The organism is Streptococcus mitis, assembly GCF_946188615.1.
GTDB lineage: Bacteria > Bacillota > Bacilli > Lactobacillales > Streptococcaceae > Streptococcus > Streptococcus mitis_BZ.
Genome location: NZ_CAMHVK010000001.1, coordinates 1 through 16,466 on the forward strand (window position 1 = coordinate 1; position 16,466 = coordinate 16,466).

The window sequence follows — 16,466 nt, forward strand, 5'->3', positions numbered from 1 at the left end:
CTCTAAGCTATATCCTTGTTTTCTAAGTTCATAGATCTGAACTTTATCATCATAACTCAATTTCATAATAAAACACCCCAAAAGTTAGATTTTTTCTGTCTAACTTTTGGGGTGCAGTACATTTCCTGATCTTTTTTCTTTTTTACGAATAATATAGAAAAGGAGGGAAATCATGTTTGTTGCGAGAGATTCTAGGGGAGAATTGGTAAATGTGTTAGAGGATAAGCTTGAGAAGCAAGCATACACCTGCCCAGCTTGTGGAGGTCAGCTCCGTTTGCGTCAAGGACCAAGTGTCCGGATCCATTTTGCCCACAAAACCTTAAAAGACTGTGATTTTTCCTCTGAAAATGAAAGTCCAGAACATCTGGAAAATAAGGAAGTCCTTTATCACTGGTTGAAAAAAGAGGCCGAGGTGCAATTAGAATACCTGCTTCCAGAGCTTAAACAGATTGCGGATGTATTTGTAAATGGCAATCTAGCTTTAGAGGTTCAATGTAGTCCCTTGCCTCAAAAAGTTCTTAAAGAGCGTAGCGAGGGCTATCGTAGTCAGGGTTACCAAGTACTGTGGTTGCTGGGAAAAAAACTGTGGCTCAAGGAGCGTTTGACTCGTCTACAACAAGGTTTTCTCTATTTCAGTCAAAACATGGGCTTTTATGTTTGGGAATTAGACAGTGAAAAACAAGTTTTAAGACTCAAATACCTGATTCACCAAGATCTCCGAGGTAAACTCCATTATCAGATTAAGGAATTTCCCTATGGTCACGGTAGTTTACTGGAGATATTACGTTTTCCCTATAAGAAACAAAAAATATCTCATTTTACAGTTTCTCAGGACAAGGACATCTGTCGTTATATCCGGCAACAACTGTACTATCAAAATCCCATTTGGATGAAAGAACAAGCAGAAGCCTATAAAAAGGGAGAAAATCTCCTGACTTATGGGCTAAAAGAATGGTATCCACAAATTCGACCACTAGTAGGTAATTTTTGCCAAATTGAGCAAGATTTGATTCGCTATTATCTGTATTTTCAAACCTATTATCAAGAAAATCCTCAAAATGATTGGCAAATGCTCTATCCACCAGCCTTTTATCAGCAATATTTCTTAAAAAATATGGTAGAATAGAAAGGATGGAGGAATCTAATGGTATTACAAAGACATGAAATAAATGAAAAAGATACATGGGATCTATCAACGATCTACCCAACTGACCAGGCTTGGGAAGAAGCCTTAAAAGATTTAACAGAACAACTGGAGAAAGTAAGCCAGTATGAAGGTCATCTCTTGGATAGCGCGGATAGCCTACTAGAAATTACTGAATTTTCTCTTGAAATGGAACGCCAGATGGAGAAGCTTTACGTCTATGCTCATATGAAGAATGATCAGGATACTCGTGAAGCTAAGTACCAAGAGTACTATGCCAAGGCAATGACTCTCTACAGCCAGCTAGACCAAGCCTTTTCATTCTATGAGCCTGAATTTATGGAGATTAGTGAAGAGCAGTATGCTGACTTTTTAGAGGCTCAACCAAAATTGCAGGTTTATCAACACTATTTTGACAAGCTTTTACAAGGCAAGGAACACGTTCTATCACAACGTGAAGAAGAATTATTGGCTGGAGCTGGAGAAATCTTTGGTTCGGCAAGTGAAACCTTCGCTATCTTGGACAATGCGGATATTGTGTTCCCTTATGTCCTTGACGATGATGGTAAAGAAGTTCAGCTCTCTCATGGGACTTACACACGTTTGATGGAGTCTAAAAATCGTGAGGTGCGTCGTGGTGCCTATCAAGCACTTTATGCGACTTATGAACAATTCCAACATACCTATGCCAAAACCTTGCAAACCAATGTTAAGGTGCAAAACTACCGTGCCAAAGTTCGCAACTATAAGAGTGCTCGTCATGCAGCCCTCGCTGCGAATTTTGTTCCAGAGAGTGTTTATGACAATTTGGTAGCAGCAGTTCGCAAGCATTTGCCACTCTTGCATCGTTACCTTGAACTTCGTTCAAAAATCTTGGGAATTTCAGACCTCAAGATGTACGATGTCTACACACCACTTTCATCTGTTGAATATAGTTTTACCTACCAAGAAGCCTTGAAAAAAGCAGAAGATGCCTTGGCAGTCTTGGGTGAGGATTACTTGAGCCGTGTTAAACGTGCCTTCAGCGAGCGTTGGATTGATGTTTACGAAAACCAAGGCAAGCGTTCAGGAGCCTACTCTGGTGGTTCTTACGATACCAATGCCTTCATGCTTCTCAACTGGCAGGACAATCTAGACAATCTCTTCACCCTTGTTCATGAAACAGGTCACAGTATGCATTCAAGCTATACTCGTGAAACTCAGCCTTATGTTTACGGAGATTATTCTATCTTCTTGGCTGAGATTGCATCAACTACCAATGAAAATATCTTGACGGAGAAATTATTGGAAGAAGTGGAAGATGATGCAACGCGCTTTGCTATTCTCAATAACTTCCTAGATGGTTTCCGTGGAACAGTTTTCCGCCAAACTCAATTTGCTGAGTTTGAACACGCGATTCACCAAGCGGATCAAAATGGTGAAGTCTTGACAAGTGATTTCCTAAATAAACTCTACGCAGACTTGAACCAAGAGTATTATGGTTTGAGTAAGGAAGACAATCCTGAAATCCAATACGAGTGGGCTCGCATTCCACACTTCTACTATAACTACTATGTATACCAATATTCAACTGGCTTTGCAGCAGCCTCAGCTCTGGCTGAAAAGATTGTCCATGGTAGTCAAGAAGACCGTGACCGCTATATCGACTATCTCAAGGCAGGTAAGTCTGACTATCCACTTAATGTCATGAGAAAAGCTGGTGTTGATATGGAGAAGGAAGACTATCTCAACGATGCCTTTGCAGTCTTTGAACGTCGTTTGAATGAGTTTGAAGCCCTTGTTGAAAAATTGGGATTGGTATAAGATGGTTGAATCGTATAGTAAAAATGCTAACCATAACATGCGTCGTCCTGTCGTCAAGGAAGAAATTGTAGACTTGATGCGTCAGCGCCAAAAGCAAGTCACAGGATCTTTGAAAGAATTGGAAGACTTTGCCCGCAAGGAAAATATTCCCATTATTCCCCATGAAACGGTTGCTTATTTCCGTTTTCTCATGGAAACCATACAACCTAAAAACATTCTAGAAATTGGGACGGCCATCGGGTTTTCAGCCCTCTTGATGGCAGAACATGCGCCAAAGGCAAAGATTACAACCATTGACCGCAATCCAGAGATGATTGGATTTGCCAAGAAAAATTTCGCCCAGTTTGACAGTCGCAAGCAAATTACGCTCCTAGAAGGAGATGCGGTAGATGTCTTATCTACCTTGACAGAGTCCTATGATTTCGTCTTTATGGATTCAGCCAAGTCTAAATACATCGTCTTTCTGCCAGAAATCCTCAAACATTTGGAAGTCGGTGGTGTGGTTGTTTTGGATGATATTTTCCAAGGTGGTGATGTTGCCAAGGATATTATGGAAGTCCGTCGTGGTCAGCGAACTATTTACAGAGGACTTCAAAGACTATTTGATGCAACCTTAGACAATCCAGGACTCACCGCAACATTAGTACCTCTGGGGGACGGTATTCTCATGCTTCGTAAAAATGTAGCAGATGTTCAATTGCCTGACAGCGAATGATTTTCAGAAAAATTTAAGAAAATATAGTAAAATAGATAGGGTAACACTTATCTCAAAGGAGTAGACATGAAGAAAAAACTATTGGCAGGTGCCATTACACTATTATCAGTAGCAACTTTAGCAGCTTGTTCGAAAGGTTCAGAAGGGGCAGACCTTATCAGCATGAAAGGGGATGTCATCACAGAACATCAATTTTATGAGCAAGTGAAAAGCAACCCTTCAGCACAACAAGTCTTGTTGAACATGACCATCCAAAAAGTATTTGAGAAGCAATATGGCTCAGAAGTAGATGACAAAGAAGTCAACGATACTATTGCCGAAGAAGAGAAACAATATGGTGAGAACTACCAACGTGTCTTATCGCAAGCAGGAATGACTCTTGAAACACGTAAAGCTCAAATTCGTACAAGTAAATTGGTTGAGTTGGCAGTTAAGAAAGCAGCAGAAGCTGAATTGACAGATGATGCTTACAAGAAGGCTTATGACGAGTACACTCCAGATGTAACGGCTCAAATCATTCGTCTTGATAATGAGGATAAAGCGAAAGAAGTCCTCGAAAAAGCCAAAGCTAGTGATGCAGACTTTGCTCAATTAGCCAAAGATAATTCAACAGATGAGAAAACTAAAGCGAATGGTGGAGAAATCACCTTTGATTCTGCTTCAACAGAAGTACCAGATCAAGTTAAGAAAGCAGCTTTTGCGTTAGATGTAAACGGTGTTTCTGATGTGATTAGTGTTACTGGAACACAAGCATACAGCAGCCAATATTACATTGTTAAACTGATTAAGAAAACAGAAAAATCATCTAATATTGACGATTACAAAGAAAAATTAAAAACTGTTATCTTAACTCAAAAACAAAACGACGCATCATTTGTTCAAAGTATTATCGGAAAAGAATTGCAAGCAGCCAATATCAAGGTTAAAGATCAAGCCTTCCAAAATATCTTCACTCAATACATCGGTGGTGGAGATTCAAGCTCAAGCAGTTCTTCAAAAGAATAAAACAGAAAAGAGCCAAATGCTCTTTTTCTTATGAGAAAATCTTCTATCTTAAGGGTAAGAGTTTTTTTCTTTCGGAAAAAATGGTATAATAGCAATTAAAACTAGAAAATAAACGGAATTTGGGAATAATTTCTTTTGTTCTCATTAGATTGGTGATACTATGAAGATTAGTAAGAGGCACCTGTTAAACTATTCTATTCTAGTTCCTTACTTACTTTTATCTATTTTGGGTTTGATTGTAGTCTATTCTACAACCAGTGCCATTCTTATCGAAGAAGGTAAAAGTGCCCTCCAATTGGTTCGAAGTCAGGGAATGTTTTGGATATTTAGTTTAATATTGATTGCCTTGATATATAAGCTGAAACTGAATTTTTTAAGAAAAGAACGACTTTTATTTATTGTTATGTTTGTTGAGCTGATTCTCTTAGCTCTGGCTCGCTTAATTGGTACGCCAGTCAATGGAGCCTATGGTTGGATTTCAGTAGGACCTTTGACCATTCAGCCAGCGGAGTATTTGAAGATTATCATCGTCTGGTACTTGGCCCAACGTTTTTCAAAACAACAGGATGAAATTGGTATTTACGATTTTCAAGTTTTAACTCAAAATCAATGGATTCCTCGAGCTTTTAATGATTGGCGTTTTGTCCTCTTGGTAATGATAGGAAGTTTGGCTATTTTCCCAGATTTGGGGAATGCTACAATCCTAGCGCTGGTCGCCTTGATTATGTATACAGTTAGTGGGATTGCTCATCGTTGGTTTATAGTCTTTATCGGTGTATTGTTTGGAGTTTCAGCCCTATCCTTATCAGCTATTTCTATGATTGGGGTTGATAAGTTTTCAAAAGTTCCAGTATTTGGTTACGTTGCTAAGCGTTTCAGTGCCTACTTTAATCCCTTTGCTGATTTGGCAGGAGCAGGCCACCAACTTGCAAATTCCTACTTTGCCATGGTAAATGGTGGTTGGTTTGGTCTAGGATTAGGAAATTCAATCGAAAAACGTGGTTATTTACCAGAGGCTCATACAGACTTTGTATTTTCAATTGTCATTGAAGAGTTTGGATTTGTGGGAGCCAGCTTGATTTTAGCCCTTGTCTTTTTCCTGATTTTGCGGATTATCCTAGTCGGTATTCGTGCTAAGAATCCCTTTAATTCCATGATGGCGATTGGGGTTGGGGGGATGATGCTGGTACAGGTATTTGTCAATATTGGCGGAATTTCGGGCATTATTCCTTCGACAGGAGTAACCTTCCCCTTCTTATCACAAGGAGGGAACAGTCTCCTAGTCTTGTCTGTAGCCATCGCCTTTGTCTTAAATATTGATGCAAGTGAAAAACGTGCCCAATTATATGAGGAGTTAGAAGCTCACTCATCAAACTATATGTAGAGTTGATAGTGGAAAGGATTACCTATGTCTCTTCAAAAATTAGAAAACTATAGTAATAAAGCTGTCGTGCAAGAAGAAGTATTGATTTTAACAGAATTGTTAGAAGATATCACTAAAAATATGCTTGCCCCAGAGACTTTTGCAAAAATCATGGAGTTGAAAGAATTATCAACTCAAGAAGATTATCAAGGCTTGAACCAATTGGTTACGAGTCTGTCAAATGATGAAATGGCTTATATTTCACGCTATTTCTCTATCTTGCCTCTCTTGATTAATATTTCAGAAGATGTGGATTTGGCCTATGAAATCAACCACCAAAATAATATCGATCAAGATTATCTTGGGAAATTGTCGGCAACGATCAAAATGGTTGCAGAAAAAGAAAATGCGGTTGAAATTCTAGAACACTTGAATGTTGTCCCTGTTTTGACTGCCCATCCAACACAAGTACAACGTAAGAGTATGCTGGATTTGACTAACCATATCCATACCCTCTTGCGTAAGTATCGTGATGTGAAATTAGGATTGATTAATAAGGAAAAATGGCATAATGATCTCCGTCGTTACATTGAGATTATCATGCAGACAGACATGATTCGTGAAAAGAAATTGAAAGTAACCAATGAAATCACGAATGTTATGGAATATTACAATAGTTCATTTTTGAAGGCAGTTCCTCATTTGACTGCTGAGTACAAGCGTCTGGCTAAAAAACATGGCTTGGAGTTGAAACATCCTAAACCAATTACCATGGGTATGTGGATTGGTGGAGACCGTGATGGTAATCCATTTGTTACAGCAGATACCTTGAAACAATCTGCTATGACTCAGTGTGAAGTCATCATGAACTACTATGATGAAAAGATTTACCAACTTTATCGTGAGTTCTCTCTCTCAACCAGTATTGTCAATGTGAGCAAGCAAGTCAGAGAAATGGCTCGTCAATCCAAGGATAACTCGATCTACCGTGAAAAAGAGCTTTACCGCCGTGCCTTATTTGATATTCAATCAAAAATCCAAGCAACAAAAACCTATCTGATTGAGGATAAGGAAGTTGGGGCTCGCTATGAAACAGCTAATGATTTTTATAAGGATTTAATTACTATTCGTGATTCCCTTTTAGAAAATAAGGGCGAAGCACTGATTTCTGGTGATTTTGTTGAGTTAATTCAGGCAGTTGAAATTTTTGGTTTCTATTTGGCATCTATTGACATGCGTCAAGATTCTAGTGTTCATGAAGCTTGTGTAGCCGAACTCTTGAAATCAGCTGGTATTCATTCGCATTATAGTGAACTAAGTGAAGAAGAAAAATGCCAGCTTCTCTTGAAAGAATTAGAAGAAGATCCACGTATTCTTTCTGCCACTCATGTTGAAAAATCAGAGTTACTCGAAAAAGAATTGGCTATTTTCAAGGCTGCTCGTAAGTTGAAAGATAAGTTGGGTGATGACGTTATTCGCCAGACAATTATTTCACATGCAACTAGCGTATCTGACATGTTGGAATTGGCTATCTTGCTAAAAGAAGTAGGGTTAGTTGATAAAGAAAGAGCTCGTGTCCAAATCGTTCCTCTCTTTGAAACAATTGAGGACTTGGACCACTCAGAAGAAACCATGAGAGAATATCTTTCACTTCCTCTTGCCAAGAAATGGATTGCTTCACGTAATAACTACCAAGAAATCATGCTTGGTTACTCTGATAGTAATAAAGATGGTGGCTATCTATCATCATGTTGGACCCTCTACAAGGCTCAACAACAATTGACTGCTATTGGAGATGAATTTGGCGTTAAGGTTACCTTCTTCCACGGCCGTGGTGGGACTGTCGGTCGTGGTGGTGGACCAACCTATGAAGCCATCACCTCTCAACCTCTCAAGTCCATTAAGGATCGTATCCGCTTGACGGAGCAGGGTGAAGTAATTGGCAATAAATATGGTAACAAAGACGCAGCTTACTATAACCTTGAAATGTTGGTTTCGGCGGCCATTAACCGTATGATTACTCAGAAGAAGAGCGATACCAACACCTCAAATCGTTACGAAGCTATTATGGACCAAGTGGTGGACCGTAGTTACGATATCTACCGTGATTTGGTCTTTGGTAATGATCATTTCTATGATTATTTCTTCGAGTCAAGTCCAATCAAGGCTATTTCAAGCTTTAATATTGGTTCTCGTCCAGCCGCTCGTAAGACTATTACTGAAATCGGTGGTTTGCGAGCTATCCCTTGGGTATTCTCATGGTCGCAAAGTCGCGTCATGTTCCCTGGCTGGTATGGAGTTGGTTCAAGCTTCAAGGAATTTATCGATAAAAATCCAGAGAATATTGCTATCTTACGAGATATGTACCAAAATTGGCCTTTCTTCCAATCGCTTCTTTCAAATGTCGACATGGTCTTGTCAAAATCAAATATGAATATTGCTTTTGAATATGCCAAACTGTGTGAGGATGAAGAAGTAAAAGCAATCTATGAGACTATTCTAAATGAATGGCAAGTCACCAAGGAAGTCATCTTGGCTATCGAAGGTTACGATGAACTCTTGGCTGAAAATCCATATCTAAAAGCAAGTTTGGATTATCGTATGCCTTACTTTAATATTCTCAACTATATCCAGTTGGAGTTGATTAAACGTCAACGCCGAGGAGAATTATCAAGCGATCAAGAAAAATTAATCCATACAACCATCAACGGAATTGCGACAGGATTGCGTAATTCGGGCTGATGTCTTTCAAACTTCCTCTTTTCTATAGGGGAAGTTTTTGAATCTTTCAAAAAAATGCTAAAAGAGTCTTGACAAGTAGTTGAAAAATGATATAATTTAACCATTCAGAAAAGTAATCATTCAAACTTTTTAGAGAGTCTGTGGTAGCTGAAAACAGATAAGTGATGATGATGAAAATTGGGCTGAATGGTATTTAGAATTTGAAATCATAAAAATTCGGTGAGCACACCTTACAGTGCATCTCGTTATTGCGAGACAGAGCGATAGGGAAATTCCCTATAAATGAGGTGGTACCGCGCATCGACGTCCTCACACAAGTTTTTTGTGTGAGGACTTTTTTGATGGAGGTTAGTATGGAAAGAAAACGATGGCGTCGCTTGTTTATACTCAATGAAAATCAAAAAGCAAACTAGGAAGCTAGCCGCAAGCTGTACTTGAGTACGGTAAGGCGACGCTGACGTGGTTTGAAGAGATTTTCGAAGAGTATTAGATAAGTGAAGTATTTTAAAGGAATAAAAGGAGAAATAGAATGAAAAATAAACGTTTAATTGGAATTATCGCTGCATTAGCAGTCTTAGTAGCAGGAAGCTTGATTTACTCTTCAATGAATAAACCAGAAGCTAAGAATGAAAAGAAAGTTGCCAAAGTTGGTGTCCTTCAGTTTGTGAGCCATCCCTCTCTTGACTTGATTTATAAAGGGATTCAAGATGGACTTGCAGAAGAAGGCTATAAAGATGATCAAGTTAAAATCGACTTTATGAACTCAGAAGGCGACCAAAGTAAGGTTGCGACAATGAGTAAACAATTGGTTGCAAATGGGAATGACCTTGTAGTAGGGATTGCAACACCAGCTGCTCAAGGCTTGGCTAGTGCCACAAAAGATCTACCGGTTATCATGGCTGCTATTACAGACCCAATCGGTGCGAACTTGGTTAAAGATTTGAAAAAACCAGGTGGCAACATTACAGGGGTATCTGACCACAATCCCGCTCAACAACAAGTTGAACTCATCAAAGCTTTGACACCGAATGTGAAAACAATCGGAGCTCTTTACTCAAGTAGCGAAGATAATTCCAAAACTCAGGTAGAAGAATTTAAGGCTTATGCTGAAAAAGCAGGTTTGACAGTGGAAACATTTGCAGTTCCTTCAACAAATGAAATTGCTTCAACAGTTAATGTTATGACTAGCAAGGTCGATGCTATCTGGGTTCCAATTGATAACACCATTGCATCAGCTTTTTCAACAGTTGTATCAAGCAACCAATCCGCTAAAAAACCAATCTACCCAAGTGCGACTGCCATGGTAGAAGCTGGTGGTTTAGCATCAGTTGTAGTTGACCAACATGACCTTGGTGTGGCAACAGGTAAAATGATTGCTCAAGTTTTGAAAGGTGCTAAACCAGCTGATACTCCAGTCAATGTCTTTTCAACTGGTAAATCAGTTATCAATAAAAAATTGGCACAAGAGCTAGGTATTACGATTCCTGAATCTGTTCTAAAAGAAGCAGGACAAGTGATTGAATAATCTACAATGGAGGAGTTGGGGACATCTCCTCCAATTTTTTACAATAGAAATCGTATAGAAAAGGTTAAGAAACAGATGATACTATCTATTATTTCTCAAGGATTTGTCTGGGCTATTTTAGGTCTGGGGATCTTTATGACATTTAGGATTTTAAACTTTCCAGATATGACGACAGAAGGTTCCTTCCCTCTTGGGGGAGCTGTTGCTGTCACTTTGATAACCAAAGGTGTGAATCCCTTTTTAGCGACACTTGTTGCTGTTGGAGCTGGTTGTTTGGCTGGAGTGGCAGCGGGCCTTCTTTATACAAAAGGGAAGATCCCAACCTTGCTCTCAGGGATTTTGGTGATGACTTCCTGTCACTCTATCATGCTCTTGATTATGGGGCGTGCAAATTTAGGATTGCTTGGAACCAAGCAAATACAGGATGTTTTGCCTTTTGATTCAGATTTGAACCAACTTTTGACTGGTCTTATCTTTGTCAGTCTTGTTATTGCTCTCATGCTCTTTTTCTTGGATACCAAACTCGGACAGGCCTATATTGCTACAGGTGACAATCCTGATATGGCTAGAAGTTTCGGGATTCATACTGGTCGCATGGAGCTTATGGGCTTGGTCTTATCAAATGGTGTGATTGCCCTTGCAGGTGCTCTTATTGCCCAGCAAGAAGGTTATGCCGATGTATCTCGAGGAATCGGGGTTATCGTTGTAGGTCTTGCAAGTTTGATTATTGGAGAAGTTATTTTCAAGAGTTTGAGCTTGGCAGAGCGTCTGGTTGCCATCGTTGTAGGTTCTATCGCTTATCAATTCTTAGTGTGGGCAGTTATTGCGCTTGGCTTTAATACAAGTTACCTTCGTTTGTACAGCGCCGTGATTTTAGCAGTCTGCCTCATGATTCCAACATTTAAGCAAACAATCTTGAAAGGAGCCAAATTAAGCAAATGACAGCAATTGTAGAATTAAAAAATGCAACCAAAGTCGTTAAAAATGGCTTTGATGAAGAAAAGATTATCTTAAATGATGTTTCCTTAGAAATTTTTGAACAGGATTTCATCACGATTTTAGGTGGAAATGGTGCTGGGAAATCAACTCTCTTTAACACTATTGCAGGAACCTTGTCATTAACCAGTGGAACCATCCGTATTTTAGGTGAAGATGTTACCAAGTTTTCACCAGAGAAGCGGGCTAAGTATCTGTCTCGTGTCTTCCAAGATCCTAAGATGGGGACAGCTCCCCGTATGACGGTCGCTGAAAATCTTTTGATTGCCAAGTTTCGTGGTGAAAAACGAGGACTGTTTCCGAGACGACTGGCTAGCTACAAGGATGAATTTCAAGCGACCATTGAAAAAGTAGGAAATGGTCTTGAGAAACACTTGAATACACCGATTGAGTTCTTATCAGGTGGTCAAAGACAGGCCTTGAGTCTCTTAATGGCAACCTTGAAGCGTCCTGAATTACTCTTGTTAGACGAGCATACTGCAGCCCTTGATCCAAAGACCAGTGTGGCCTTGATGGAATTGACGGATGAATTTGTCAAGAAAGATCAGCTGACAGCGCTTATGATTACCCACCATATGGAAGATGCTCTCAAATATGGCAATCGTTTAATTGTCATGAAAGAAGGACGAATTATCCAAGATTTGAACCAAGAAGAAAAAGCAAAAATGAAAATCTCTGATTATTATCAACTCTTTGAATAAAGTAGGGAAAATGAGTGAAATGGTTTACTTTTTTTCTGAAATAAAGTATACTATATAAAGTAAACTATGATAACATGGAGGTATTGTGTATGGTTGACAAACAAGTCATTGAAGAAATCAAAAACAATGCCAACATTGTGGAAGTCATAGGAGATGTGATTTCTTTACAAAAGGCAGGACGGAACTATCTAGGGCTCTGTCCTTTTCATGGTGAAAAAACACCTTCTTTCAACGTTGTAGAGGATAAGCAGTTTTACCACTGTTTTGGTTGTGGTCGCTCTGGTGATGTCTTTAAATTCATCGAGGAGTACCAAGGGGTTCCCTTTATGGAGGCTGTCCAAATCTTAGGTCAGCGTGTTGGGATAGAGGTGGAAAAACCGCTTTATAGTGAGCAGAAGCCAGCTTCACCCCACCAAGCTCTTTATGATATGCATGAAGATGCTGCCAAATTTTATCATGCTATTCTCATGACAACAACCATGGGGGAGGAGGCCAGAAACTACCTTTATCAGCGTGGTTTGACAGATGAAGTGCTCAAGCATTTTCGGATTGGTTTGGCACCCCCAGAGCGAAACTATCTCTATCAACGTTTGTCTGCTCAGTATCGTGAAGAGGATTTCCTAGATTCAGGACTGTTTTATCTCTCGGATGCTAATCAATTTGTAGATACCTTTCACAATCGCATTATGTTTCCCCTGACAAATGACCAAGGAAAGGTTATTGCCTTCTCAGGTCGTATCTGGCAGAAAACGGATTCACAAACTTCTAAGTATAAAAATAGCCGATCGACTGCAATTTTTAACAAAAGTTACGAATTATATCATATGGATAGGGCTAAAAAATCTTCTGGAAAAGCCAGTGAGATTTACCTCATGGAAGGATTCATGGATGTCATTGCAGCCTATCGGGCTGGAATCGAAAATGCTGTGGCGTCCATGGGAACAGCCTTGAGTCGAGAGCATGTTGAGCATCTGAAAAGGCTAACGAAGAAGTTGGTTCTTGTTTACGATGGCGATAAGGCTGGGCAAGCCGCGACATTGAAAGCGCTGGACGAAATTGGTGATATGCCTGTGCAAATCGTCAGCATGCCTGATAACTTGGATCCAGATGAGTATCTACAAAAAAATGGACCAGAAGACTTGGCCTATCTGTTAACGAAAACTCGTATTAGTCCGATTGAGTTTTACATTCATCAGTATAAGCCTGAAAACAGTGAAAATCTGCAGGCACAGATTGAGTTTATTGAAAAAATAGCTCCCTTGATTGTTCAAGAAAAATCTATTACTGCTCAAAACAGCTATATACATATTTTAGCTGACAGTCTGGCGTCCTTTGATTATGCCCAGATTGAGCAGATTGTTAATGAGAGTCGTCAGGCGCAAAGGCAGAATCGTATGGAAGGAATTTCCAGACCGACGCCAATCACTATGCCTGTCACCAAGCAGTTATCGGCTATTATGAGGGCAGAAGCCCATCTACTTTATCGAATGATGGAATCTCCCCTTGTTTTGAATGATTACCGTTTGCGAGAAGACTTTGCATTTGACACTCCTGAATTTCAGGTTTTATATGACTTGCTTGGCCAGTATGGAAATCTTCCTCCGGAAGTTTTAGCAGAACAGACAGATGAAGTTGAAAGAGCTTGGTACCAAGTCTTAGCTCAGGATTTGCCTGCTGAGATGTCACCTCAGGAACTTAGTGAAGTAGAAATGACTCGAAACAAGGCTCTCTTGAATCAGGACAATATGAGAATCAAAAAGAAGGTGCAGGAAGCGAGCCATGTAGGAGATACAGACACAGCCCTAGAAGAATTGGAACGTTTAATTTCCCAAAAGAGAAGAATGGAGTAATAATGGCAACAAAACAAAAAGAAGTAACAACATTTGATGTACAAGTAGCAGAATTTATCCGTAATCATAAACAAAAAGGGACAGCAACTGATGATGAAATTAATGCAAGTCTGGTGATTCCTTTTACCTTGGATGCTGATGGGATTGAAGATCTCTTGCAACGAATTCAGGATGCAGGGATTTCTATCACAGATAACGAAGGAAATCCAAGTGCGCGTGTTCTTAGCACTGAAGAAGAGCCAGAACTCAGTGATGAGGACTTGATTGGTTCAACTTCGGCTAAGGTTAATGACCCTGTCCGTATGTACTTGAAAGAAATCGGGGTCGTACCTCTCTTGACCAATGAAGAGGAAAAAGAATTGGCGCTTGCTGTTGAAGCTGGTGATATCGAAGCCAAACAACGTCTTGCGGAAGCCAACCTTCGTTTGGTTGTTTCTATTGCTAAACGCTATGTTGGTCGTGGTATGCAGTTCCTTGACTTGATTCAAGAAGGAAATATGGGCTTGATGAAGGCGGTTGACAAGTTTGATTATTCTAAAGGGTTCAAGTTTTCAACTTACGCAACTTGGTGGATTCGTCAGGCTATCACTCGTGCTATTGCGGATCAAGCTCGTACCATCCGTATCCCAGTTCACATGGTTGAAACCATCAATAAATTGGTTCGTGAACAGCGTAACCTCCTTCAAGAATTGGGACAAGATCCAACACCAGAACAAATCGCTGAACGTATGGATATGACCCCTGACAAGGTTCGTGAAATCTTGAAGATTGCCCAAGAACCGGTATCCCTTGAAACTCCAATCGGTGAAGAGGATGATAGCCACCTTGGGGACTTTATCGAAGATGAAGTGATTGAAAATCCAGTGGACTATACAACTCGTATCGTTTTGCGTGAGCAGTTGGATGAGGTCTTGGATACTCTTACAGACCGTGAAGAAAATGTTTTGCGTCTGCGTTTTGGGCTAGATGATGGTAAAATGCGTACCCTTGAAGATGTTGGTAAAGTTTTTAACGTAACCCGTGAGCGTATCCGTCAGATTGAAGCTAAAGCTTTGAGAAAACTACGCCAACCAAGTCGCAGCAAACCGCTTCGTGATTTTATTGAAGACTAAGAGTGAGGATGAATATGGCTTATACAGAAGAGCAAATTGAAAACATCAAAACACGGATTTTATCAGCCTTGGAAGAAGTTATTGACCCTGAGTTGGGAATCGATATTGTCAATCTTGGTTTGATTTATGAGATTCGTTTTGACGGCGACACAGGGCAAACAGAGATTGATATGACTTTGACAACTATGGGTTGTCCCCTGGCAGATCTTTTGACAGACCAGATTTATGATGCTATGACAGAGGTGCCAGAAGTAACGGATACTGAGGTTAAATTAGTCTGGTATCCAGCCTGGACTGTTGAAAAAATGAGTCGCTATGCACGTATTGCCCTAGGCATTAAGTAAACAAATAAAAACATGTGAGAGATTATTGGAAAAGCGAGGAAATTTCCCCCTCTTTTCCTCTAGTCTCTCCTTTCTTTTGCTGATTTTATTCAAAGAAAATGATATAATAGTAGTTATGGAAAAAAAGAAATTACGCATCAATATGTTGAGTTCAAGTGAGAAAGTAGCAGGACAAGGAGTTTCAGGTGCTTACCGTGAATTAGTTCGTCTTCTTCACCGTGATGCCAAGGACCAATTGATTGTTACAGAAAATCTTCCAATAGAGGCAGATGTGACTCACTTTCATACAATTGATCTCCCCTATTATTTATCAACATTCCAGAAGAAACGATCAGGAAGGAAAATTGGCTATGTGCATTTCTTACCTGATACACTCGAGGGGAGTTTGAAAATTCCATTTTTCTTAAAGGGAATTGTGAAACGCTATGTATTTTCTTTTTACAACCGGATGGAGCACTTGGTGGTGGTCAATCCTATGTTTATTGAGGATTTGGTGGCAGCTGGTATTCCACGTGAAAAAGTGACCTATATCCCTAACTTTGTCAACAAGGAAAAATGGCATCCTCTTCCACAGAAAGAGGTAGCGAGACTGCGTACAGAGCTAGGTCTTAGTGACAATCAGTTTATCGTAGTAGGTGCTGGTCAAGTTCAGAAACGCAAAGGGATTGACGATTTTATCCGTCTGGCTGAGGAATTGCCGCAAATTACCTTTATCTGGGCAGGTGGTTTCTCTTTTGGTGGCATGACAGATGGTTATGAGCGCTACAAGAAAATTATGGAGAATCCCACTAAAAATTTGATTTTTCCAGGAATTGTCTCACCAGAGCGGATGCGCGAGTTGTATGCCCTAGCGGATCTTTTCTTGCTTCCTAGTTATAATGAGCTCTTTCCGATGACGATTTTAGAGGCTGCCAGTTGTGAAGCTCCTATTATGTTGCGTGATTTAGATCTTTATAAGGTAATTTTGGAGGGAAATTATCGGGCGACAGCAGATAGAGAAGAGATGAAAGAAGCTATTCTGGAATATCAAGCGAATCCTGCTGCTTTAAAAGATTTGAAAGAAAAAGCTAAGAATATTTCTAGAGAGTATTCAGAAGAGCATCTGTTACAAATCTGGTTGGATTTTTATGAGAAACAAGCCGCTTTAGGGAGAAAGTAAAAAGTGA

Annotated in this window: 13 protein-coding genes, 1 pseudogene and 1 other annotated feature; of the genes and pseudogenes, 13 read left to right on the forward strand and 1 reads right to left on the reverse strand. The window is 39.8% G+C overall.

Annotation, left to right across the window (positions count from 1 at the left end; genetic code table 11):
• A pseudogene (locus tag OCF95_RS09900) lies at positions 1-66 on the reverse strand (transposase); the annotation flags it as partial.
• Between the two features lie 106 nt (positions 67-172).
• Between OCF95_RS09900 and OCF95_RS00005 the strand changes: the two are divergent.
• From OCF95_RS00005 to cpoA, 13 genes are all read left to right on the forward strand, one after another.
• Entirely contained in the window at positions 173-1,126 is a 954-nt protein-coding gene (locus tag OCF95_RS00005; RefSeq protein ID WP_000495920.1) for a competence protein CoiA, read from the forward strand.
• A gap of 18 nt (positions 1,127-1,144) precedes the next feature.
• The gene (gene pepF, locus OCF95_RS00010; RefSeq protein ID WP_261104545.1) at positions 1,145-2,947 is read left to right on the forward strand and encodes an oligoendopeptidase F; all 1,803 of its coding nucleotides are present in this window, start codon (positions 1,145-1,147) and stop codon (positions 2,945-2,947) included.
• 1 nt (position 2,948) lies between these two features.
• Positions 2,949-3,662 (forward strand): O-methyltransferase, encoded by a 714-nt coding sequence (locus OCF95_RS00015; RefSeq protein ID WP_004239376.1) that lies wholly within the window; start codon positions 2,949-2,951, stop codon positions 3,660-3,662.
• Between the two features lie 66 nt (positions 3,663-3,728).
• Positions 3,729-4,667 carry a peptidylprolyl isomerase PrsA gene (gene prsA, locus OCF95_RS00020; protein ID WP_000727954.1) on the forward strand — a complete coding sequence of 313 codons (939 nt, stop codon included), beginning with the start codon at positions 3,729-3,731 and terminating at the stop codon, positions 4,665-4,667.
• A gap of 160 nt (positions 4,668-4,827) precedes the next feature.
• Positions 4,828-6,051 (forward strand): cell division peptidoglycan polymerase FtsW, encoded by a 1,224-nt coding sequence (ftsW, locus tag OCF95_RS00025; protein WP_033684998.1) that lies wholly within the window; start codon positions 4,828-4,830, stop codon positions 6,049-6,051.
• Positions 6,052-6,075: 24 nt separating this feature from the next.
• Positions 6,076-8,772: a phosphoenolpyruvate carboxylase gene (gene ppc / locus OCF95_RS00030; RefSeq protein WP_033684999.1), complete on the forward strand. Its 2,697-nt coding sequence runs from the start codon at positions 6,076-6,078 to the stop codon at positions 8,770-8,772.
• 96 nt (positions 8,773-8,868) lie between these two features.
• Positions 8,869-9,086, forward strand: a binding site (T-box leader).
• A 215-nt stretch (positions 9,087-9,301) separates the two neighbouring features.
• Positions 9,302-10,297 carry a tryptophan ABC transporter substrate-binding protein gene (trpX, locus tag OCF95_RS00035; protein ID WP_000792150.1) on the forward strand — a complete coding sequence of 332 codons (996 nt, stop codon included), beginning with the start codon at positions 9,302-9,304 and terminating at the stop codon, positions 10,295-10,297.
• A gap of 75 nt (positions 10,298-10,372) precedes the next feature.
• The gene (locus OCF95_RS00040; RefSeq protein WP_214615014.1) at positions 10,373-11,239 is read left to right on the forward strand and encodes an ABC transporter permease; all 867 of its coding nucleotides are present in this window, start codon (positions 10,373-10,375) and stop codon (positions 11,237-11,239) included.
• Positions 11,236-11,994: an ABC transporter ATP-binding protein gene (locus OCF95_RS00045; protein ID WP_020901797.1), complete on the forward strand. Its 759-nt coding sequence runs from the start codon at positions 11,236-11,238 to the stop codon at positions 11,992-11,994. The genes OCF95_RS00040 and OCF95_RS00045 overlap by 4 nt, the downstream gene beginning before the upstream one ends.
• Positions 11,995-12,083: 89 nt before the next feature.
• Positions 12,084-13,844: a DNA primase gene (gene dnaG, locus OCF95_RS00050; RefSeq protein ID WP_261010871.1), complete on the forward strand. Its 1,761-nt coding sequence runs from the start codon at positions 12,084-12,086 to the stop codon at positions 13,842-13,844.
• A 2-nt stretch (positions 13,845-13,846) separates the two neighbouring features.
• Positions 13,847-14,956 carry an RNA polymerase sigma factor RpoD gene (rpoD, locus tag OCF95_RS00055; RefSeq protein ID WP_000201903.1) on the forward strand — a complete coding sequence of 370 codons (1,110 nt, stop codon included), beginning with the start codon at positions 13,847-13,849 and terminating at the stop codon, positions 14,954-14,956.
• Positions 14,957-14,970: 14 nt separating this feature from the next.
• Entirely contained in the window at positions 14,971-15,300 is a 330-nt protein-coding gene (locus OCF95_RS00060) for a metal-sulfur cluster assembly factor (protein WP_000331925.1), read from the forward strand.
• Between the two features lie 115 nt (positions 15,301-15,415).
• Positions 15,416-16,459: an alpha-galactosylglucosyldiacylglycerol synthase gene (gene cpoA / locus OCF95_RS00065; protein ID WP_261104548.1), complete on the forward strand. Its 1,044-nt coding sequence runs from the start codon at positions 15,416-15,418 to the stop codon at positions 16,457-16,459.
• The last annotated feature ends 7 nt before the right edge of the window (positions 16,460-16,466 follow it).

Bases quoted from the DNA above. Each gene is read 5' to 3' on its own strand.
- trpX (WP_000792150.1), top strand. From the start codon at position 9,302: ATGAAAAATAAACGTTTAATTGGAATTATCGCTGCATTAGCAGTCTTA.
- OCF95_RS00015 (WP_004239376.1), top strand. From the start codon at position 2,949: ATGGTTGAATCGTATAGTAAAAATGCTAACCATAACATGCGTCGTCCT.
- OCF95_RS00060 (WP_000331925.1), top strand. From the start codon at position 14,971: ATGGCTTATACAGAAGAGCAAATTGAAAACATCAAAACACGGATTTTA.
- cpoA (WP_261104548.1), top strand. From the start codon at position 15,416: ATGGAAAAAAAGAAATTACGCATCAATATGTTGAGTTCAAGTGAGAAA.
- OCF95_RS00045 (WP_020901797.1), top strand. From the start codon at position 11,236: ATGACAGCAATTGTAGAATTAAAAAATGCAACCAAAGTCGTTAAAAAT.
- prsA (WP_000727954.1), top strand. From the start codon at position 3,729: ATGAAGAAAAAACTATTGGCAGGTGCCATTACACTATTATCAGTAGCA.
- ftsW (WP_033684998.1), top strand. From the start codon at position 4,828: ATGAAGATTAGTAAGAGGCACCTGTTAAACTATTCTATTCTAGTTCCT.
- dnaG (WP_261010871.1), top strand. From the start codon at position 12,084: ATGGTTGACAAACAAGTCATTGAAGAAATCAAAAACAATGCCAACATT.
- OCF95_RS00005 (WP_000495920.1), top strand. From the start codon at position 173: ATGTTTGTTGCGAGAGATTCTAGGGGAGAATTGGTAAATGTGTTAGAG.
- OCF95_RS00040 (WP_214615014.1), top strand. From the start codon at position 10,373: ATGATACTATCTATTATTTCTCAAGGATTTGTCTGGGCTATTTTAGGT.
- ppc (WP_033684999.1), top strand. From the start codon at position 6,076: ATGTCTCTTCAAAAATTAGAAAACTATAGTAATAAAGCTGTCGTGCAA.
- rpoD (WP_000201903.1), top strand. From the start codon at position 13,847: ATGGCAACAAAACAAAAAGAAGTAACAACATTTGATGTACAAGTAGCA.
- pepF (WP_261104545.1), top strand. From the start codon at position 1,145: ATGGTATTACAAAGACATGAAATAAATGAAAAAGATACATGGGATCTA.